Here is an 18290-nt window from a genome sequence, read left to right on the forward strand (position 1 = left end):
GGCGCACATCCGGGCAACTCCCCCGCCACACAACACCTCAGATGACCGGAAACATCACTTGTGTGGCAGTTCACCCTTTTCGCGCCTTTCCTCTTCATCCCCGCACGTCTCGGCAGCACCCCTCCCCCTCTGCGAGGTGCAGATGAGTACGACCCAGTCACAAGAGACTCACGGCGAACTCGCCCACGACGAAGGCCCGTTCGCCTGGCTGCGTGCCCTCGGTCCGCGCGGGCGGCGCGCCTTCGCCGGAGCCTTCGGCGGATTCGCCCTGGATTCCTACGACTTCTTCACGCTGCCGCTCAGCATGGTGGCGATCGCCGCGTACTTCGGTCTCGACAGCGGCGAGACCGGTCTCCTGACCACCGTCACCCTGGTCGTCTCGGCCGTCGGCGGCGCACTGGCCGGGATCCTCGCCGACCGCATCGGCCGGGTCCGGGCACTGATGATCACGGTGATCACCTACGCCGTCTTCACCGTTCTGTGCGGTTTCGCGCCCAACTACGAAACCCTGCTGGTCTTCCGCGCCCTCCAGGGACTCGGCTTCGGAGGGGAATGGGCCGTCGGCGCCATCCTGGTCGCGGAGTACGCCTCCGCCAGGCACCGGGGCCGCACCCTGGGGGCGATCCAGAGCTCCTGGGCCGTCGGATGGGCACTCGCCGTCGTCGTCTACACGGTGGTGTTCCAGTTCCTCGACGCCGACACCGCATGGCGGGTGATGTTCTGGACCGGCGCGCTTCCCGCCCTGCTGGTCGTCTACGTACGCCGGAACGTGAGCGACGCGCCCGAGGCGGCCGAACGCCGCCGGGCGAGCGGCGACCGCGGCTCGTTCTCCGCCATCTTCCGCGGCGGCATGCTGCGCACCACCCTCTTCGCGGTGCTGCTGTCCACCGGTGTCCAGGGCGGCTATTACACGCTGGCCACCTGGGTCCCCACGTATCTGAAGACCGAACGCGGTCTGACGGTGGTGGGCACCGGCGCCTATCTGACCTTTCTGATCTCGGGTGCCTTCATCGGCTATCTGACCGGCGGGATTCTCACCGACGTGCTCGGACGCAAGCGGAACATCGTCCTGTTCGCCGTGCTGTCCGCGGCGTGCATCCTCGCGTACACGAACATCCCGTCCGGGGCGAACGGGCTGCTGCTGGTCCTCGGATTCCCGCTCGGTTTCTGCATGTCGGCGATATTCAGCGGCTTCGGCTCCTTCCTCGCCGAGCTCTATCCGACGGCGGTGCGCGGCACCGGACAGGGCTTCACGTACAACACCGGACGTGCGGTGGGCGCGTTCTTCCCGGCCCTCGTCGGATTCCTCGCCGACAGCTGGGGGGTCGGCGGTGCACTGGTGTTCGGCGCGATCGGATACGGACTGGCCGTCCTCGCTCTGCTGGGTCTCCCGGAAACACGTGGCCGCGAGCTCGTATGACATCCGCGTGAAGGCCGTGCGACCCGCACGAGCCGCATGACCGGTACGACCCGCACGAAAGGACAACGCCCGTGACCTGGGCCTCGATCGATCTCAACGCCGACCTGGGTGAAGGTTTCGGCCGCTGGCGGCTCACCGACGACGAGCAGCTGCTCTCCGTCGTGACCAGCGCCAATGTGGCCTGTGGCTTCCACGCGGGGGACGCGGCCACCATGCGGCGGGTCTGCGCCCTGGCGGTCGAGCGCGGGGTACGGATCGGCGCCCAGGTCTCCTACCGCGATCTGGCGGGTTTCGGCCGCCGCTCGATGGACGTCCCCGCCGACGAACTCGCCGCCGAAGTCGCCTACCAGATCGGTGCGTTGGAGGTGTTCGCGCGAGCTGCCGGCGCCCGCGTCTCGTACGTCAAGCCGCACGGGGCGCTCTACAACCGCGTCGTCCACGACGAGATCCAGGCGGAGGCCGTCGTCGAGGGCATCGTCCTCACCGGCGAACGGCTGCCGGTGCTGGGGCTGCCCGGCTCGCGGCTGCACACCATGGCCGAGAAGGCCGGACTGCCCGCCGTCACCGAGGCGTTCGCGGACCGGGCGTACACGGCGGACGCCACCCTCGTGCCACGGGGGCAGGAGGGCGCCGTCCTCAGCGATCCGGACACCGTCGTGGAGCGGTCGGTCTCCATGGCCAGGTTCGGGACGGTCACCTCCCTGTGCGGCAAGCCCGTGCCCGTGCGCGCCCGCTCCCTGTGTCTGCACGGCGACACTCCCGGAGCCGTGGACCTGGCCCGCAGGGTCCGCTCGGAGCTGGTGGCCTCGGGGGTCCGCGTGGAGGCCTTCGTATGAGACTGCTGCCCGTCGGCGACCGTGCGCTCCTGGTGGAGCTGGACAGCGCGGCCGAGACCGAGTCGTTCCACGCCGAGCTGCTGCGGCGCCGGTCCGCGGGCACGCTGCCCGAGGTGCGGGAGATCGTGCCCGCGGCACGGACCGTGCTGCTCGACGGGGTCGACGATCCGCGGCGGCTGGCCGCCGAACTTCCCCACTGGACCGCACCGCCGCTCAGGGTGGACTCCGGCCCCGTGGTGGAGATCCCCGTACGCTACGACGGGCCGGACCTCGCCGAGGTCGCGGCGCTGTGGGGGGTCGGTGTGCACGAGGTCGCGGGCATCCACGCGGAGGCCGAATTCCATGTGGCCTTCTGCGGGTTCGCCCCCGGATTCGGCTATCTGACCGGGCTTTCCGAGCGGTTCGCGGTGCCGCGCCGGGGCACACCCCGGACATCGGTGCCCGCGGGATCGGTCGCACTGGCCGGCCCGTACACGGGCGTCTACCCCCGCTCGTCGCCGGGCGGCTGGCAGATCGTGGGGACGACCGACCTCACCCTGTGGGATCCGGCGCGCGAGCCCGCCGCCCTGCTGTCCCCGGGGGTGCGCGTGCACTTCGTGCCCGTGACCGGGCCGGCCGGAGGGGGACGGTGACCGACAGGGCCCTCGCCGTCGTCCGGGCCGGTGCGCTGACCACCGTGCAGGACCTGGGGCGACCGGGGTACGCGCACCTCGGGGTGCCGCGCTCGGGAGCGCTCGACCCGAACGCACTGCGGCTGGTCAACCGGCTGGTGGGCAACCCGGAAGGGGCCGCGGCCCTGGAGACCACGCTCACCGGGTGCGCGGTGCGCCCCCGGTGTGCGGTGACCGTGGCCGTGGGCGGGGCTCCCTGTCCGGTCCGCGTCGGCGGACGGCCCGTGGCCTGGGGTGCCCCGGTACACGTCGGGCCCGGCGCCCTGCTGGAGGTGGGAGCGGCGGTGCGCGGCGTGCGCGCGTACGTGGCGTTCGCCGGAGGCATCGGTGCCGAACCGGTGCTGGGCAGCCGCTCGGCCGACCTGCTGTCGGGGCTCGGCCCCGCACCGCTGGGCGACGGCACGGTGCTGCCACTCGGCGCTCCGGTGGGTATCCCGGCACGGTTCGACGGCGCACCGTGGCCCGCCCCGCCGTCGGAGCTGGTGCTGCGGGTGCGGTTCGGGCCCCGTGACGACTGGTTCACCGGGTCGGCGCTGCGGACGCTGACGGGCTCCGTCTACCGGGTCTCGGCCTCGAGCAACCGGATCGGTCTGCGCACCGAGGGTCCACCGCTGGAGCGCGCTCTCGCGGGCGAACTGCCCAGCGAGGGCATGGTGCTCGGCGCGGTCCAGGTGCCGCCGGACGGAAGGCCCGTCGTGTTCCTCGCCGACCATCCGACGACCGGCGGCTATCCGGTGGTGGCGGTGGTCCGCGAGCGGGACCTCAGGGCGGCGGCGCAGGCACTGCCCGGCATCCCGGTGCGTTTCGTGGCGGGGCCGCCCGGCGCGTCCCGGCTCCCGGGTCACGGCGCGCCGTAGCCGCCTCCGCCCGGTGTGCGCACCACCAGGACGTCATCCGCCCCGACCGCCAGCGAGTCCACTCCCCGCAGGTCCTCGACGCTCCCGTCCGCCCACTCCACGCAGTTCGCGCCCAGTGCCCCCGGCTCGCCGCCCGCCATGCCGTACGGCGCGACCCGCCGGTGGCCGGTGAGGAGCGCGATCGTCATGGGCTCGAGGAAGCGGATCCGGCGCACCACTCCGCAGCCGCCGTGCCAGCGCCCCGCGCCCCCGCTTTTCTCGCGGATGGTGAAGGAGTCGACCCGCACCGGGTAGCGCAGCTCCAGGACCTCCGGGTCGGTGAGACGCGAGTTGGTCATATGGGTCTGCACGGCGTCGGCGCCGTCGAAGCCGTCGCCCGCGCCGGAGCCGCTCGCCACGGTCTCGTAGTACTGCACACGGTCGTTGCCGAAGGTGACGTTGTTCATGGTGCCGGAACCCTCGGCCTGGATGCCCAGGGCGGCGTAGAGGGCGCCGGTGACGGCCTGGGAGGTCTCGACGTTCCCGGCCACCGTCGCTGCGGGATGGGCGGGGGCGAGCATCGAGCCGTCCGGCACCCGTACCTCGAGCGGCTCGAGGCAGCCGCTGTTGAGCGGGATGTCGTCGGCGACGAGCGTACGGAAGACGTACAGCACGGCGGCCATCACCACGGACTTGGGGGCGTTGAAGTTCCCTGGCTGCTGGGGCGACGTTCCGTCGAAGTCGATGACCGCACTGCGGGCCTCGCGGTCCACGGTCAGCGCGACCTCGATGACCGGGCCGCCGTCGGTCTCGTAGCGGTACGAGCCGTTGCTCAGGCCGGCGACGATCCGGCGCACCGACTCCTCGGCGTTGTCACGCACGTGCCGCATATACGCCTGGACCACGTCGAGGCCGAATTCCTCGACCATACGGGAGAGTTCGACGATGCCCTTCTCGTTCGCCGCGATCTGGGCCCGCAGATCGGCGAGATTGGCTTCCGGGTCACGGGAGGGGTGGGCGGCTTCGGTGAGGAGCTCCCTCGTCTCGGTCTCGCGGAGCTCTCCGCCGCGTACGAGCAGCCAGTTGTCGAAGAGGACGCCCTCTTCGTCGATCGTGTGGCTGAAGGCGGGCATGGAGCCGGGGGTGATACCGCCGATCTCGGCGTGGTGGCCGCGGGACGCCACCAGGAAGAGCAGCTCGGGTGTGTCCCCTTCGCCTCGCGGGCCGTCCGGGAACACGGGCGTCACGACCGTCACATCGGGAAGGTGGGTCCCGCCGTGGTACGGGTCGTTGATGGCGTACACATCGCCGGGGCGCACGGTGCCCTGGTTGCGGCGGAGCACTTCCTTGATGGACTCGCCCATCGAGCCGAGATGTACGGGGATATGGGGCGCGTTGGCGATGAGATTGCCTTCGGCGTCGAACAGCGCGCAGGAAAAGTCCAGCCGTTCCTTGATGTTGACGGAATGGGCGGTGTTCTCCAGCCGCACGCCCATCTGTTCGGCGATGGCCATGAAGAGGTTGTTGAAGACCTCCAGCAGCACCGGGTCGACGTCCGTCCCGACGGCCGTGCGTTCCGGCCGCGGCCGCACACGGGTGAGCAGCAGATGCCCGTGCTCGCCCACCGCGGCCTGCCAGCCGGGGTCGAGGACCGTGGTGGCGTCGGCCTCGGCGATGATCGCCGGCCCTTCGACGGTGTCGCCCGGGGACAGGTCCTCCCGCCGGTACAGGGGGGTGTCCGCCCGGCGCCCGTCCAGGACCATGCCCACGGTGGCCCGCACCCGGGGCCCCGCGCCGCCTTCGGTCGCCTCGTCGACGACCACGGAGCCATGGGTCCCCGCCGTCCCCACCGCCTCGACCGAGACCGCCTCCACCACGAGCGGCTTGTCCATGGTGAAGGCGTAGCGCGTCCGGTGCGCCGACTCGAACGCCTCCCGCATCCCGGCGACCGGGCCGAGCGGCACGGGCAGGGCCGCGTCCGTGCCCGCGTAGCGGACCAGCACGCGTGCGCGGGTGGTGATCGCGTCGTCGGGGACGGCGTCGTCGCGCAGTTCCGCCCTGGTGCGGTCGGCGAGTTCTCCGCACAGCTCCTCGACCCTGCCGATGGTGTGCTCGTCCAGTGGGTCCTCGACGGACTGCTCGCGCATGGCCGTCGCGTCGGCGAGACCGATGCCGTACGCGGAGAGCACCCCGGCGAGCGGCGGCACGATCACGGTGTCGACGCCGAGGGCGTCGGCCACGGCGCAGGCGTGCTGGCCGCCGGCGCCACCGAAGCAGGTCAGGGCATAGCGAGTGACGTCGTGACCGCGCTGCACGGAGATCTTCTTGACGGCGTTCGCCATGTTGAGGACGGCGATCTCCAGGAAGCCCGCGGCGACTTCCTCGGGGCTGCGGTCCGTGCCGGTCGCTTCGCGGACTTCCCCGGCCAGGGCCGTGAAGCGCTCCCGTACGACCCGCTCGTCCAGCTGCTGGTCGCCTTCGGGCCCGAAGACGGCGGGGAAGTGGGCGGGCTGGATGCGGCCGAGCATCACGTTCGCGTCGGTGACGGTGAGCGGGCCGCCGCGCCGGTAGCAGGCGGGGCCCGGGTCCGCGCCCGCGGAGTCCGGCCCCACACGGAAGCGCTGGCCGTCGAAGTGGAGGACGGAGCCGCCGCCGGCCGCGACGGTGTGGATGTTCATCATCGGGGAGCGCATCCGCACACCGGCGACCTGGGTCCCGAGCTCGCGCTCGAACTCGCCCGCGTAGTGCGACACATCGGTGGAGGTGCCGCCCATGTCGAAGCCGATGACACGGCCGAACCCGGCCTGTTCGGAAGTGCGGGCCATACCGACGACACCACCGGCCGGACCGGAGAGCACCGCGTCCTTGCCGCGGAAGTGGGCGGCCTCGCGCAGTCCGCCGTTGGACTGCATGAACATCAGGCGGACGGATCGGAGTTCGGCGGCGACCTCGTCCACGTACCGCCGCAGGATCGGGGAGAGATAGGCGTCCACGACGGTGGTGTCGCCCCGTGGGACCAGCTTGATCAGCGGGCTGACCTCATGGGAGCAGCTGACCTGGGTGAAGCCGGCGTCACGGGCGGCGTCGGCGACGGCGCACTCGTGGGCGGTGTGGCGGTAGCCGTGCATGAGGACGACGGCGGCGCTGGTGAAGCCGTCACGGCGGGCGGCCTCGAGCTGCCGGACGACCGGGTCCAGCTGGAGGGGCCGGACCACGCTGCCGTTCGCGTCGACCCTTTCGGGGACCTCGATGACACGGTCGTACACCGCTTCGGGGAGCAGGATCCGGCGGTCGAAGAGCCGCGGGCGGTTCTGGTACGCGATGCGCAGCGCGTCGCGGAAGCCCTCGGTGATGACGAGGACGGTCGGTTCACCGCGGCGCTCCAGCAGGGCGTTGGTGGCGACGGTGGTGCCCATCTTGACGACGTCGATGCGGTCGGCCGGTACGGGGGCGTCGGGGGCGAGCCCGAGGAGCAGCCGGATGCCCGCGACGGCCGCGTCGCGGTAGTGCTCGGGGTTGTGGGAGAGCAGTTTGCGGGTGACGAGATGTCCGTCGGGGCGTTTTCCGACGATATCGGTGAACGTCCCGCCACGGTCGATCCAGAATTCCCAGCGCCCGTTCATTCCCCCATTCTGGCAAGAGGCGGGTCCGGGGACAGGGAGGCGAGGGCGGAGGACAGGGCGCTTTCGGCTACGTGGTCCAGGCGGGCGCTGGTGCCACGGGCCCAGTGGCGCACCTCCGCACCGGCGAGTGCGAGGAGCTGGGGCAGCAGATCGGTGCACCGGCGCGTCACCCATGCGGTGCCGGCGGTCGCCAGCCACAGTGCCTTGGCGGCGCGGCTGGGCGCGGGCTGCTCGGGGGCGGCTCCGGGCGGGGTTCCGGTGGCGAGGCCCTCGGCGGCCAGCAGTTCGTGGAAGCGGCGGGCGATCATCCGGTGGCCGCGTTCGCCGGGGTGCAGCCGGTCCGCGCTCCACATGGTGCGGTCCTCGACCCAGGCGGCATCGGCGATGTGCAGATGGACGGCCCCGTAGCGTTCGGAGAGTGCGTGGACGACGGCGTTCACGGCCCGCTGCCGGCGGGCGAGCGGACGGGCGAGCGGTGCGGGCAGGGCGAGCATCGTGCCGGGGTCGGGGAGGCAGGCCGTCAGGACCCGGGTCCCGTTTCCGCTGAGCGCGGCGCAGATCTTGTCGAGGCGCACCGCGATGTCGTGGATGTCGAAGGTGTGGCGCAGGGTGTCATTGACCCCGACGACCACGGAGGCGACGTCGGGCGCGTAGGCGAGGACCTCGGGGGTCTGCCGCTCGTGCACATCGCGGGTCAGCGCCCCGCTCACGGCGAAATTGTGGAACGCGGCGGGTCTGCCGGGCTCACCCAGCCCCTGGGCGAGCAGTGCGGCCCAGCCGCGCCAGGTTCCGTCGACCCGGTCGCCGACGCCTTCGGTGAGCGAGTCGCCGAGTGCGGCGAAACGCGGGGGGTGCGCAGGTGCGGGGGCGGGAGGCCGTACCGGGGCGGGGGCCGGTACGCGGGCCGTGCCGTCCGCTCCGGTGGCCCGGGCCCCGGGAGTCCTGGTTGCGGTGCGGGCGCCGACGAGGGTCGCGGTCTGTCCCGTCGGCCGCACCAGCTGACGACCCGTGGGCTCCGCGCCACGGGAGGCACCGCATCCGGGGAGCCGGGCCTGCCCGGCCACCGCACCGGTCACGCCCGGGGCAGCGCCCGGCGGGCTCTGGTCCCCGGTCATGCCCGGACCTCCGGATGACCGGATATACGGTTCAGGGCGTCGTGCGCCGTGAGGAAGGCGGTGACCGCGCGGTCCCAGCCGAAGAGTTCAGCCCGGGCGCGGGCCGCCCCACGGCGCAGGGCCTCCGGGCGTGCCAGCAGCTCCCGGACCGCGCCGGCGAAGGCGTCGGGGGTGTCGGACGCCGCGATGCCCGCGTCGCCGATGACCTCGGGGAGTGCGGACGAGCCACTGGCGACGACCGGGGTGCCGCAGGCCAGGGCCTCCAGCGCGGACAGACCGAAGGTCTCCGCGGGCCCCGGCGCCAGACAGATGTCCGCCGCCGCCTGCAGATCCGCCAGGGTCTCGCGGTCCGCGACATGGCCGAGGAAGCGGACCGGCAGCCCGGCCTCCTGTGCGCGCCGCGCCAGTCCGCCGCGCAGCGGGCCGTCCCCGGCCACGACCAGGGCCGCACGCACTCCCCGCTCACGCAGTGCGGCGAGCGCGTCGAGCGCCATCCCGGGACGCTTCTCGACGGACAGCCGGGAGCAGAGCAGCAGCAGGACCTCGGCGCCCTCGGCGTAGCGGGCGCGCAGCACCGTGCTGCGCCGCCCGGGGCGGCAGCGGTCCAGCTCGACGCCCAGCGGAGCGCGCACCACATTGCCGGCGCCGATGCGGATGAACTCCCGCTCCGCCCACTCCGTCGTACACACGATCCGCGAGTACGACCAGGCGCTGCGCCGGTTGAGCCGGTCGGCGGTGCGCTCGGCGAAGGCACTCGGGACGCCCCAGGTGCGCAGCACGCCGTCGGCCGTCTCGTGGGACACCATCACCGAGGGGATACGACGGCGCCGGGCCCACTCACCGGTCCACCGCAGGGTGGTCCGGTCGGAGACCTCCAGCCGGTCGGGTGCGAGCTCGTCCAGCAGCCGGCCGAGCCGGGAGCGGCCCGCGAGGACGCGGTAGCCGCCGGTGCCCGGCAGTACGGGTCCGGGCAGGGTGATGACCCGCCCCTGCGGTGTCATCGTGTCGCTGTGCGCGTCACCGGGCACGACGAGCACCGGCTCGTGTCCGGCCGCCAGATAGCCGCGGCCGAGCTCACGCAGCGCGGTCCGCAGTCCGCCCGACGCGGGGGTCACGAAGTTGGCCAGACGCACGATGCGCAGGCCGTGTGCCCCGCGCCGGTCCTGGATGCCGCTCATGCCGCCACCGCCGTACGCTCGCTCAGCACCGCGTCGTAGTGGCCGAGGAGCTGGTCGCCGACGGCTGCCCAGGTGCGGCCCTCGACGGTGGCCCGGCCGGCACGCCCGTAGGCATCCCGGCGCGCGGGGTCGGCGACGAGTGCCGCCACCGCCTGGGTCACCGCGTCCGTGTCGCGGGGCGGCACCAGCAGTCCGGTGCGGCCGTGGTCGACCAGGTCCAGCGGTCCGCCGGCGGCGGGCGCGATCACGGGCACCCCGCTGGCCATGGCCTCCTGCACGGTCTGGCAGAAGGTCTCGTACGGGCCCGTGTGCGCGAACACGTCGAACGAGGCGAAGATGCGTGCGAGGTCCCCGCCGGTGCGGCGGCCCAGGAACACCGCGCCCGGGAGCGCTTCGCGCAGCGACACCTCGCTCGGGCCGTCGCCGACGACCACGACCCGTACGCCCGGCAGTCCGCAGGCTCCGGCGAGCAGTTCGACGCATTTCTCGGGGGCGAGGCGGCCGACGTACCCGACGATCGTCTCGCCGTTCGGTGCCAGCTCCCGGCGCAGCGCCTCGTCCCGCAGCTCGGGCCGGAAGCGCACCGTGTCGACACCGCGCGGCCACAGCCGTACCCGGGGAACCCCGTGCTCCTCGAGGTCGCGCAGTGCGGCGGTGGACGGAGCGAGGGTCCGGTCGGCGGCGGTGTGGACGGTGCGGATGCGCCGCCACGCCGTACTCTCGCCGGCGCCCATGTACGTCCGCGCGTAGCCGGCGAGGTCGGTCTGGTAGACCGCGACGGCGGGCAGCCCGAGCTTCGCCGCCACCCCCATGCCCCGGACCCCGAGCACGAACGGGCTGGCGAGATGGACGACATCGGCCCGGTGCGCGGTGAGAGCCGCTGCCAGCCGCCGGCTGGGCAGGGCCACCCGCACCTGTGGATAGCCGGGCAGCGGCAGAGACGGCACCCGTACCACGGGACAGGGCGCCTCGATGTCGGGCCCGGCGACGGCCGGGGCGATGACGAGCGGATCATGACCGCGGGCGGCGAGGTGCCGGGCGGTCTGCAGGGCGCAGTGCGCCACACCATTGACGTCTGGCGGGAAGGATTCGGTGACGATGACGACACGCATAGGGGTGTTGTCGTCCCACCGGTGGTGGTGCGGCCAACGTGGATCTTTCCGCTCGGGGAACGTCCCATGAGCGTTTGGGCCACGCCCCCGGATCCCGGACCGTACGGGCCCGGACCTGCCCCGCGATGTCCCGCCCTGCCCTTTTCGCCCCGCACCGGCCGGGCACCGGCGGTGTTCCCGCCACCGGCCGCCCGGTGCGGCGGATCCGTGCCGCGGGACAGCCCGCGGCAGCGTGGTGTGCGCGTGGTGCGGTAGCCGCGGTCAGACGGGGGGCGTGTCCGGTGCGATCCGGCTGCGGACCGCCGTCTGTACCTCGGCCTCCTCCGCGGGATCGGCGGCGAGCCTGCGCAGTCGCTCGGCCACGCGGGCGTCACCGGTCTCGGCGTGCAGGGCGGCGATCTCCCGGGTGGTCTCCTCGCAGTCCCAGAGGCATTCGACGGCGAAGCCGGTGGCGAACGAGGGATCGGTCGAGGCCAGCGCGCGGGCCGTCCGGCCGCGCAGCTGCGAGGAGGTGGTCTCGCGGTAGACGTGGCGCAGTACGGGAGCGGCGGCCTCGATGCCCAGTCGGCCCGTGCCGTCGACGAGGGTCCACAGCAACAGGGCGTCGGGGCCGTCGGCGCGCACGGTCTCGCGGAGCGCGCCGAGCACGAGACCGGCGTCCTCGGCGCCGCCTCTGCAGGCCAGCACCCCGGCGGCGGAGGCGCCGAGCGCGTCGGGGCGCTGGACCCAGCGGCGTGCCCGCTCCACCGCGGGCTCGCCGCATGTCCGCTCGAACGCGGAGACGGCCGCGTCGGCGACCGTGCGGGACGGGTCGCCCGCCGCGGTCTCGATGAGGTCGAGCACGGCGGGGTCCCGTGACTCGGCCAGGTAGTGCAGTGCGGTGCAGCGGGCGCCGTCGGGTCCGCTGCGCGCCACCTCGATGATCATGTCGCGGTCGTCGGGGCCCGCGACCGCGCCGAGACAGCGGGAGGCGGGCACATGCAGTTCGCTGCCGCGCTCGAGCCCCTGCTGGGCCCATGCGAAGACGGCATCGACGCTCCAGCCGGGGCGGGGTCCGCTGGGCTGTAGCTGGCGCTGCCAGCGGTCGAAGGAGCCGCGTTCCTGTGCGGCGCGCACCCGGGGGCCCACGGCTTCCCGCCGGTCCTCGGCCCACAGCCGCCACGGGCGCGGCTCGAAGGCGTCCCGTACCGCAGCGGCCAGTTCGGCATCGCCCTCCGGGGTGGCCGGAAAGCGTGCCAGCACCGGGCCTGCGAGCGAGCGCAGTCCGTTGTCGTCGTCGCGCAGGGCGAGCTCGTCGAGCGCCCAGGCCCAGTTGTGTCCGGTCGCGGCGTAGCGCCGCAGCAGGGACAGGGCGTCGTCGCGTCCGTAGGAGGCGAGATGGCCGAGCACCGCGAGCGCGAGCCCGGTCCTCGACTCGTCCGTGTCGAAGTGGTCGCGGGCCTCGAAGAGGTGGGTCTCGATCGCCTCGAGACCGCCGCCCAGGTCCAGGTAGAGGCGCGCGTAGTAGAGGGAGCGGTTCTCCACCTGCCAGTCGTGGCGGGGGTCGCTCAGCACACAGTGGTTGAGGGCCTCGAGGGCTTCGGCGCGGGGGGCGGCGAGCGCGTGCAGCGTGCCGTCGCCGCGACCTCTCTGCAGCAGGCCGAGCAAGGTACCGCTCGGCGCTATGACTGGTTCGAACATGGAAAGTGCCTCACATCAAGCTGTCGACGCAACCGGGGGTGTGTTCGCCTAGGCCGCGCGGCAACATGATCGGCTGCCCGTCGTCTTCCGCTTGATGAAGTCCATCTTCCTCTGCCTCTCGTCGGTGGCCCCGAGCGGGCCCGACGTCATGATGACCCAGCCGTTTCGCCACCGCGACCACATTTACGGTGACGCTCTCACCTGGTGTTCAGCACCCGTTCACCCGGCGCCGAACCGTTCCAGGAGGTCTCTCTGCCCAAACATCCGCGCAGTATCCACGGCGGACGGAGTTCCTGCCTCCGGATCGGCCCCGCCGTCGAGCAGGACCCGGATCACCGCGTCGCCACCGCCAGATCGAAGACCTCGGAGGCGAAATCGATCGCCTCGGAATCCGGGGTTTCACTCACCGGACGGACCGCCTTCCCATCCCCTTGACGCCCGACGACCGTGCACGGCCGAACACGAACGCGCACCGACCGGCGGCTGACCTGCACCGACCGGAACACCCGCCGGGACCTCGGCAGCACCGTACGAGTGAATCGCCAGGGTACTGCCCGTGGCACGACATGGCCGAGTCCGCGCACGGCAAAGATCGACGAGCCCCCGGCAACGATCCCCTGTGGTCCATTCGGGTGAAATATGCCACTTTTCACCCATTTGCCGCTTTTATCACATACATACTTCCTGTGAGGCTGGAAGAACTCATGGTGACCGTCCCCTCAACCAGGAGAGCACCTCATGATCCTGTCCATCTCAGGCGTCGTACTGCTGGGAATCATCGTCTTCCTCTTCTTCAAGAAGGACGGGCTGAAGGCGTCCCACATGCTGGTTTCCGCACTCTTCGGCTTCTATCTCGCAGGCACGGCCATCGCCCCGAGCATCACGGCGGGCGGCGCGAGCCTCGCCAGCCTCCTGGGCGGGATCAAGTTCTGACTCCCCCGCACGACCGCACCCACAGCTCGAGGAGCAGGAGTACCACGTGGCCCGGCGACCACTCCCCCGCATTCCGCTCGGCGGCACCGACCGGATCGCCCGCAGCCGAGAGTTCGCGCGGACGGCCGCCGACAACGCCACCGACGTTCTCCATCCGCTGATCACGATCAGCCGCGGTCTTCGGCTGCTGGCCGTCGCCGGGCGGCGCAAGTGGACCGGCACGCCCAAGGAGCGGCGTGGCCCCACCCTGTTCCTGGCGGCGGCCTGCCTGCTCGTGGTCGTGCTCCTCCCCTACGGCCCGCTGCTCGGCCTCATCACGGTGATGGGCGTGGCCGCGTGGGCGGGCCGTGAGCGTACGCCGGTCAAGACGGGGCCCGACGAGGCGGAGGTCGCGCGGCTCCGGGCGCTCTACGAGGCGCTGGTCCCGCACTTCTCGGTCCCGGAGGACCCCGCCCCGCTGTTCGCCCACGGCGGTGAGTGGGCCACCGTGTTCAGCGACCACGCGTTCGACGAGCACGGCCGGCTGACACGGCTGAAGGTCCGGTACCCGGCCTACTTCCCCGACGGCGAGGCCGAGGCCCGCACCCGGATCGAGCAGCTGATGCACGCCAAGTCGGGGCGCGGCCGCGAGTACCTCTTCGTCTGGGACGAGGAGAACAACCATCTGGTGCTGAACGTGCTGCCCGCGCTCCCCACGACGATCGCCGCCCAGCCGTTCGTCACCGCTCCCGGTGAGACGGTGCTGGGCTTCACCGACCCGGGCGCCGTGCCGCGGACCGTGCCGGTGGCCGACGTCGACGGCAGGAAGGACGCACCGCCGGTGATGTGGCGCACCGGCCCCCGCTCGACGGAGCCGCATCTGCTGGCCGTGGGACTTCCCGGCAGCGGTACGACGACGCTGCTGCGGTCGATCGCGCTCCAGGCCCTGCCGCACGGCGATGTGCTGGTCGTCGACGGCAGCGGGACCGGCGAATACACCTGCCTCGCCGGGCGCAGAGGTGTCCTGGCCGTCGAATGCGGACTCGCCGGGGCGCTCTCCAGCCTGGAGTGGGCCGCGCACGAGACGGAGCGCCGGCTGATCACCGCCAACCGGGCCCGCCAGGCAGGACACCAGGCCCCGGACGACACCCGCCGGCCGCTGTGGATCCTGGTGGACCGGCCCAGCGTCTTCGGTCATCTCGCCGCCGCGGACGGACGCCAGGATCCGCAGCAGTTGCTGCAGGTGCCGCTGCGGCACGGACGCGCGGCGTCGGTGACTGTGGTGGTGGCCGAGCAGACCGAAGGCCTCGAGTCCCTGTCCGAAGCGGTGCTCGGGCACACCCGCGCCCGGATCGCGCTCGGCCCCATGGCGCCCGGTCAGATCGAGAGCGTGCTCGGCGCCCCGCCGCACACGACCCCGACGCCCGAAGTCCCGCCGGGCCGCGGCTATGCCCGGCTGGGCGAGGGATCCGTGCTCCGCCTCCAGGTGCCGGCGACACCCGACCCCCACGACGACGACGCGGCCGAGGTCCACCGCCGGGCGGTGCTCGCTCTGCTTCCGGACCGTGAATCACCCGGCCCGGTGCCTGATGCGGTGCCCGGTGCCGTCCGCGAACCGGTGCTCGAAGCCGCGGCCGGGGCCGTGCCCGAAGCGCCCGCGCCGGAGGCCGCGGCCGAGCCCGTGGAAACCGCGCCCGGTCCGCGCGAGGCCGCTCCGGCCCCCCAGCGCCTTCCGTCCGCCGCCCCCGTACCCGCCGAAGGCTGAGCGCGGGGGAAGGCGGCGGGGCGCTCAGGCCACGAAGGTCCGCGGCGCCTCAGTGCCCGTCGACGCACCCGTCTCGACCAGGCGCGCCGCCGCGGCCAGCCGGGCCGCCGCCTCGTCGGCGACGGGGCCGCCGACCGTGAACGGCAGGCGGACATAGCCCTCGAAGGCACCGTCCACTCCGAAGCGGGGGCCGGAGGGGACTCGGACGCCGACGCGTTCGCCGACCTCGGCCAGCCGGGACCCGGACAGCCCGCCCGCACGCACCCAGAGGGTGAGCCCGCCCCCCGGGACCTCGAACTCCCAGTGCGGCAGCTCCCGCCGGACGGCCGCGACCAGGGCGTCGCGGTTCTCCCTGGCCTGGGTACGCCGGATGGCGACCGCCTCCTCCCATCCGCCGGTCTGCATCAGCCAGTTGACACCCAGCTGCTCCAGAACGGGTGTGCCGAGATCGGCGTAGGCACGGGCCGCCACCAGCGAGCGGATGACATCGGGCGCCGCCCGGACCCAACCGATGCGCATGCCCGCCCAGAAGGCCTTGCTCGCCGAGCCGACGGTGATGACCGTGGAACCGGCCGCGTCGAAGGCGGACACCGGCCGCGGCAGCTCCAGGTCCTCGTCGAGTCGCAGCTCGGACATGGTCTCGTCCACGACCAGCACGGTCCCCGCGGAGCGTGCTGCGTCCACGAGCCGCCGCCTCTGGTCCTCGTCGGCCAGCGCCCCGGTGGGGTTGTGGAAGTCTGCGACGACATAGGCGAGCCGGGGGGCGGCGTCGCGCAGGACCTGGCGCCATCGGGGCATGTCCCAGCCCGTCAGCCCCTCGGCCATGGCGACGGGCACCAGCCGCGCCCCGGCCTCCCGCATCAGCTGGAGGATGTTGGCGTAGGAAGGGGACTCGACGGCGATGCGCTCCCCGCGCCCCGCGAACAGATGGCAGATCGCGTCCATCGCACCCATCGCACCCGTGGTGACCATGATCTGCTCGGGCATCGTCGGGATCCCGCGTGCGGTGTACCGCTCCGCGATGGTCCGGCGCAGCGCGGGCAGGCCCGCCGGGTAGTCGCCGTGGGTGTGTGCGTACGGCGGCAGTTCCTCGAGGGCTCCCTGGACGCTGCGGGTGAGCCAGGGCTCGGGGGCAGGCAGCGCGGCGCAGCCCAGGTCGATCATCGATCCGAGCGTCTCGGGCGGCAGGGGTTCCAGACCGCGGGCGGGCAGCGGGTTGCCCGCGGGGACGGCGGTCCAGCTGCCGGCGCCCCTGCGTGACTCGAGGAAGCCCTCCGCCCGAAGCTCCTCGTAGGCGGCCGCCACCGTCGTACGGCTCACGGCGAGCGACACGGCGAGCTCGCGCTCGGCGGGGAGCCGTGCCGCTACGGGCACCCGGCCCTCGAGCACGAGGAGCCGGATGCCGTCGGCGAGCGCGCGGTAGGCGGGGGGCTTGCGCGTGCCGGGGCCGGCCGGACGCGGCTGCTGCGCGCTGAGCTGCCGGGCAAGCTGGGCCGCACCCACAGCCGAAGTCCAATGGGTCATGGAAGTCAGTCCACCTTCCTTGAATTGGCCATGGATGGCATCGGTTTCCCAGCCACAGAGTGTCACGAGTCAGTCCACTCACACCACCGGGGGGTACGTCATCGTGTCCATCACGTCAGCCGGCACGGACCACACAGGCTCGTCGGACGGGCCGGGCGCTTCACGTCTCAGGGGCAGACACGTCCCCCGTCGGCTGCTCCAGCTCTATGCCGGACTGGCCCTGTACGGCGCCAGCTCCGCCCTCCTGGTGCGCGGCGGCCTCGGCCTGGAGCCCTGGGGTGTGCTGCATCAGGGGCTGGCCGAACTGACCGGGCTGACGATCGGTGTCGTCTCGATCGTCGTCGGAGCCGTCGTCCTGCTGCTGTGGATCCCCATGCGCCAGAAGCCGGGCCTCGGCACGGTCTCGAACGTCGTCGTCATCGGCGTCGCGATGGACGGCACCCTGGCGGCCGTGCCCGGTCTGCACGGTCTCGCGGTGCGGATCCCGGTGGTGATCGCCGGGATCGTCCTCAACGGGGTCGCCACCGGCCTCTACATCTCGGCCCGCTTCGGCCCGGGGCCGCGCGACGGTCTGATGACCGGTCTGCACCGCCTCACGGGACGGTCGGTCCGCCTCGTCCGCACAGCCATCGAGATCGCGGTGGTGGGCACCGGTTTCGCACTCGGCGGCTCGGTGGGCATCGCCACCGTGGCCTACGCGCTGGCCATCGGGCCGCTCGCCCAGCTGTTCCTGCGCGTGTTCGCCGTCCCCGCTGCGGAATCCGGCAGCCGGGTGGTCGCCCGGTCGACACCTGAGCAGGTCATACTGCCCGGGTGACGCGTGTACAGCACCCCAGGCATCCGTATCTGGACCATCCCACCCCCATACCGTTCGCCCACCGGGGTGGCACGGCCGACGGTCTCGAGAACACGGCGGCCGCGTTCCGCCGGGCGGCGGCCACCGGCTACCGCTACTTCGAGACGGATGTGCACACCACCGCGGACGGCAGGCTGGTCGCCTTCCACGACGCGACCCTGGACCGCGTCACGGACGCGCGGGGCCGGATCGCGGAGCTCCCCTGGAGCGAGGTGGCCCAGGCCCGGGTGGCCGGCAAGGAGCCGCTGCCGCTGTTCGAAGAGCTCCTGACGGAGTTCCCCGAAGCCCGCTGGAACGTCGACATCAAGGCCGAAGGGGCCCTGGAGCCGCTCGTCGACCTGATCCGCCGCACGGCGGCCTGGGACCGCGTCTGCGTCGGTTCGTTCTCCGAGAGCCGGGTGGCGCGGGCGCACCGGCTCGCGGGCCCCCGTCTGGCGACCTCGTACGGGGTGCGGGGCGTGCTCGGACTGCGGCTGCGCTCGCTGGGGATTCCGGCGCCGCTGCGCTCGGGCACGGTCTGCGCCCAGGTCCCCGAGGCGCAGAGCGGCATCAAGGTCGTCGACCGGCGCTTCGTGCGGGAAGCCCATGCACGGGGACTCCAGGTGCACGTCTGGACGGTGAACGACGCCGAGCGGATGGCCGCCCTCCTGGACATCGGAGTGGATGGCATCATGACCGATCATCTGGAGACACTGCGCAGGGTGCTCACGGACCGGGGAGTCTGGCACTGAGCGGCCGCAGGCCGCGGCGCAGCTCCGCCGG

Annotated in this window: 14 protein-coding genes; 8 read left to right on the forward strand and 6 right to left on the reverse strand. The window is 72.8% G+C overall.

What is annotated here, in order from left to right:
- The first annotated feature begins 142 nt into the window (after positions 1 to 142).
- The 4 genes from ACTWOL_RS05755 to ACTWOL_RS05770 all read left to right on the forward strand — a co-directional run bounded on the left by ACTWOL_RS05755 (position 143) and on the right by ACTWOL_RS05770 (position 3784).
- Positions 143 to 1420 carry an MFS transporter gene (locus tag ACTWOL_RS05755; RefSeq protein ID WP_474294983.1) on the forward strand — a complete coding sequence of 426 codons (1278 nt, stop codon included), beginning with the start codon at positions 143 to 145 and terminating at the stop codon, positions 1418 to 1420.
- A gap of 86 nt (positions 1421 to 1506) precedes the next feature.
- Positions 1507 to 2256 (forward strand): LamB/YcsF family protein, encoded by a 750-nt coding sequence (locus ACTWOL_RS05760; protein ID WP_474301091.1) that lies wholly within the window; start codon positions 1507 to 1509, stop codon positions 2254 to 2256.
- Positions 2253 to 2888 (forward strand): 5-oxoprolinase subunit PxpB, encoded by a 636-nt coding sequence (gene pxpB / locus ACTWOL_RS05765; protein WP_474294985.1) that lies wholly within the window; start codon positions 2253 to 2255, stop codon positions 2886 to 2888. The genes ACTWOL_RS05760 and pxpB overlap by 4 nt, the downstream gene beginning before the upstream one ends.
- Positions 2885 to 3784: a 5-oxoprolinase subunit C family protein gene (locus ACTWOL_RS05770; RefSeq protein ID WP_474294987.1), complete on the forward strand. Its 900-nt coding sequence runs from the start codon at positions 2885 to 2887 to the stop codon at positions 3782 to 3784. Before pxpB ends, ACTWOL_RS05770 begins: the two co-directional genes overlap by 4 nt.
- Here the strand turns inward: ACTWOL_RS05770 and ACTWOL_RS05775 are convergent.
- The 5 genes from ACTWOL_RS05775 to ACTWOL_RS05795 all read right to left on the reverse strand — a co-directional run bounded on the left by ACTWOL_RS05775 (position 3769) and on the right by ACTWOL_RS05795 (position 12471).
- Positions 3769 to 7386, reverse strand: coding sequence for a hydantoinase B/oxoprolinase family protein (locus ACTWOL_RS05775; RefSeq protein ID WP_474294989.1), 3618 nt, complete (start codon positions 7384 to 7386; stop codon positions 3769 to 3771). The two genes, ACTWOL_RS05770 and ACTWOL_RS05775, sit on opposite strands and share 16 nt — an antisense overlap.
- On the reverse strand, positions 7383 to 8501 hold the full coding sequence (locus ACTWOL_RS05780; RefSeq protein ID WP_474294990.1) for an SGNH/GDSL hydrolase family protein: 1119 nt from the start codon (positions 8499 to 8501) through the stop codon (positions 7383 to 7385). The genes ACTWOL_RS05775 and ACTWOL_RS05780 overlap by 4 nt, the downstream gene beginning before the upstream one ends.
- Positions 8498 to 9679, reverse strand: coding sequence for a glycosyltransferase (locus ACTWOL_RS05785; protein ID WP_474294992.1), 1182 nt, complete (start codon positions 9677 to 9679; stop codon positions 8498 to 8500). Before ACTWOL_RS05785 ends, ACTWOL_RS05780 begins: the two co-directional genes overlap by 4 nt.
- Complete coding sequence (locus tag ACTWOL_RS05790; protein ID WP_474294994.1) at positions 9676 to 10791, reverse strand: glycosyltransferase family 4 protein; 1116 nt, start codon at positions 10789 to 10791, stop codon at positions 9676 to 9678. Before ACTWOL_RS05790 ends, ACTWOL_RS05785 begins: the two co-directional genes overlap by 4 nt.
- 261 nt (positions 10792 to 11052) lie before the next feature.
- Positions 11053 to 12471, reverse strand: coding sequence for a hypothetical protein (locus tag ACTWOL_RS05795; protein ID WP_474294996.1), 1419 nt, complete (start codon positions 12469 to 12471; stop codon positions 11053 to 11055).
- A 738-nt stretch (positions 12472 to 13209) separates the two neighbouring features.
- Between ACTWOL_RS05795 and ACTWOL_RS05800 the strand changes: the two genes are divergently transcribed.
- Entirely contained in the window at positions 13210 to 13404 is a 195-nt protein-coding gene (locus tag ACTWOL_RS05800) for a hypothetical protein (RefSeq protein WP_338675385.1), read from the forward strand.
- Between the two features lie 46 nt (positions 13405 to 13450).
- Positions 13451 to 15148 carry an ATP-binding protein gene (locus ACTWOL_RS05805; RefSeq protein WP_474294998.1) on the forward strand — a complete coding sequence of 566 codons (1698 nt, stop codon included), beginning with the start codon at positions 13451 to 13453 and terminating at the stop codon, positions 15146 to 15148.
- A gap of 24 nt (positions 15149 to 15172) precedes the next feature.
- Here ACTWOL_RS05805 and ACTWOL_RS05810 read toward each other — a convergent pair whose 3' ends face one another.
- Entirely contained in the window at positions 15173 to 16672 is a 1500-nt protein-coding gene (locus tag ACTWOL_RS05810; RefSeq protein ID WP_474295000.1) for an SCO1417 family PLP biosynthesis transcription factor, read from the reverse strand.
- A gap of 193 nt (positions 16673 to 16865) precedes the next feature.
- Between ACTWOL_RS05810 and yczE the strand changes: the two genes are divergently transcribed.
- Both yczE and ACTWOL_RS05820 read left to right on the forward strand, forming a co-directional pair.
- Positions 16866 to 17489 (forward strand): membrane protein YczE, encoded by a 624-nt coding sequence (gene yczE / locus ACTWOL_RS05815; RefSeq protein WP_474301092.1) that lies wholly within the window; start codon positions 16866 to 16868, stop codon positions 17487 to 17489.
- On the forward strand, positions 17486 to 18259 hold the full coding sequence (locus ACTWOL_RS05820) for a glycerophosphodiester phosphodiesterase family protein (RefSeq protein ID WP_474295002.1): 774 nt from the start codon (positions 17486 to 17488) through the stop codon (positions 18257 to 18259). The genes yczE and ACTWOL_RS05820 overlap by 4 nt, the downstream gene beginning before the upstream one ends.
- Positions 18260 to 18290: the final 31 nt, after the last annotated feature.

It is taken from the genome of Micromonospora sp. IBHARD003 (assembly GCF_056106285.1).

Coding starts and splice junctions, on each gene's coding strand:
- ACTWOL_RS05755 (WP_474294983.1), top strand. CDS start 143: ATGAGTACGACCCAGTCACAAGAGACTCACGGCGAACTCGCCCACGAC.
- pxpB (WP_474294985.1), top strand. CDS start 2,253: ATGAGACTGCTGCCCGTCGGCGACCGTGCGCTCCTGGTGGAGCTGGAC.
- ACTWOL_RS05775 (WP_474294989.1), bottom strand. CDS start 7,386: ATGAACGGGCGCTGGGAATTCTGGATCGACCGTGGCGGGACGTTCACC.
- ACTWOL_RS05780 (WP_474294990.1), bottom strand. CDS start 8,501: ATGACCGGGGACCAGAGCCCGCCGGGCGCTGCCCCGGGCGTGACCGGT.
- ACTWOL_RS05785 (WP_474294992.1), bottom strand. CDS start 9,679: ATGAGCGGCATCCAGGACCGGCGCGGGGCACACGGCCTGCGCATCGTG.
- ACTWOL_RS05790 (WP_474294994.1), bottom strand. CDS start 10,791: ATGCGTGTCGTCATCGTCACCGAATCCTTCCCGCCAGACGTCAATGGT.
- ACTWOL_RS05795 (WP_474294996.1), bottom strand. CDS start 12,471: ATGTTCGAACCAGTCATAGCGCCGAGCGGTACCTTGCTCGGCCTGCTG.
- ACTWOL_RS05800 (WP_338675385.1), top strand. CDS start 13,210: ATGATCCTGTCCATCTCAGGCGTCGTACTGCTGGGAATCATCGTCTTC.
- ACTWOL_RS05810 (WP_474295000.1), bottom strand. CDS start 16,672: ATGACCCATTGGACTTCGGCTGTGGGTGCGGCCCAGCTTGCCCGGCAG.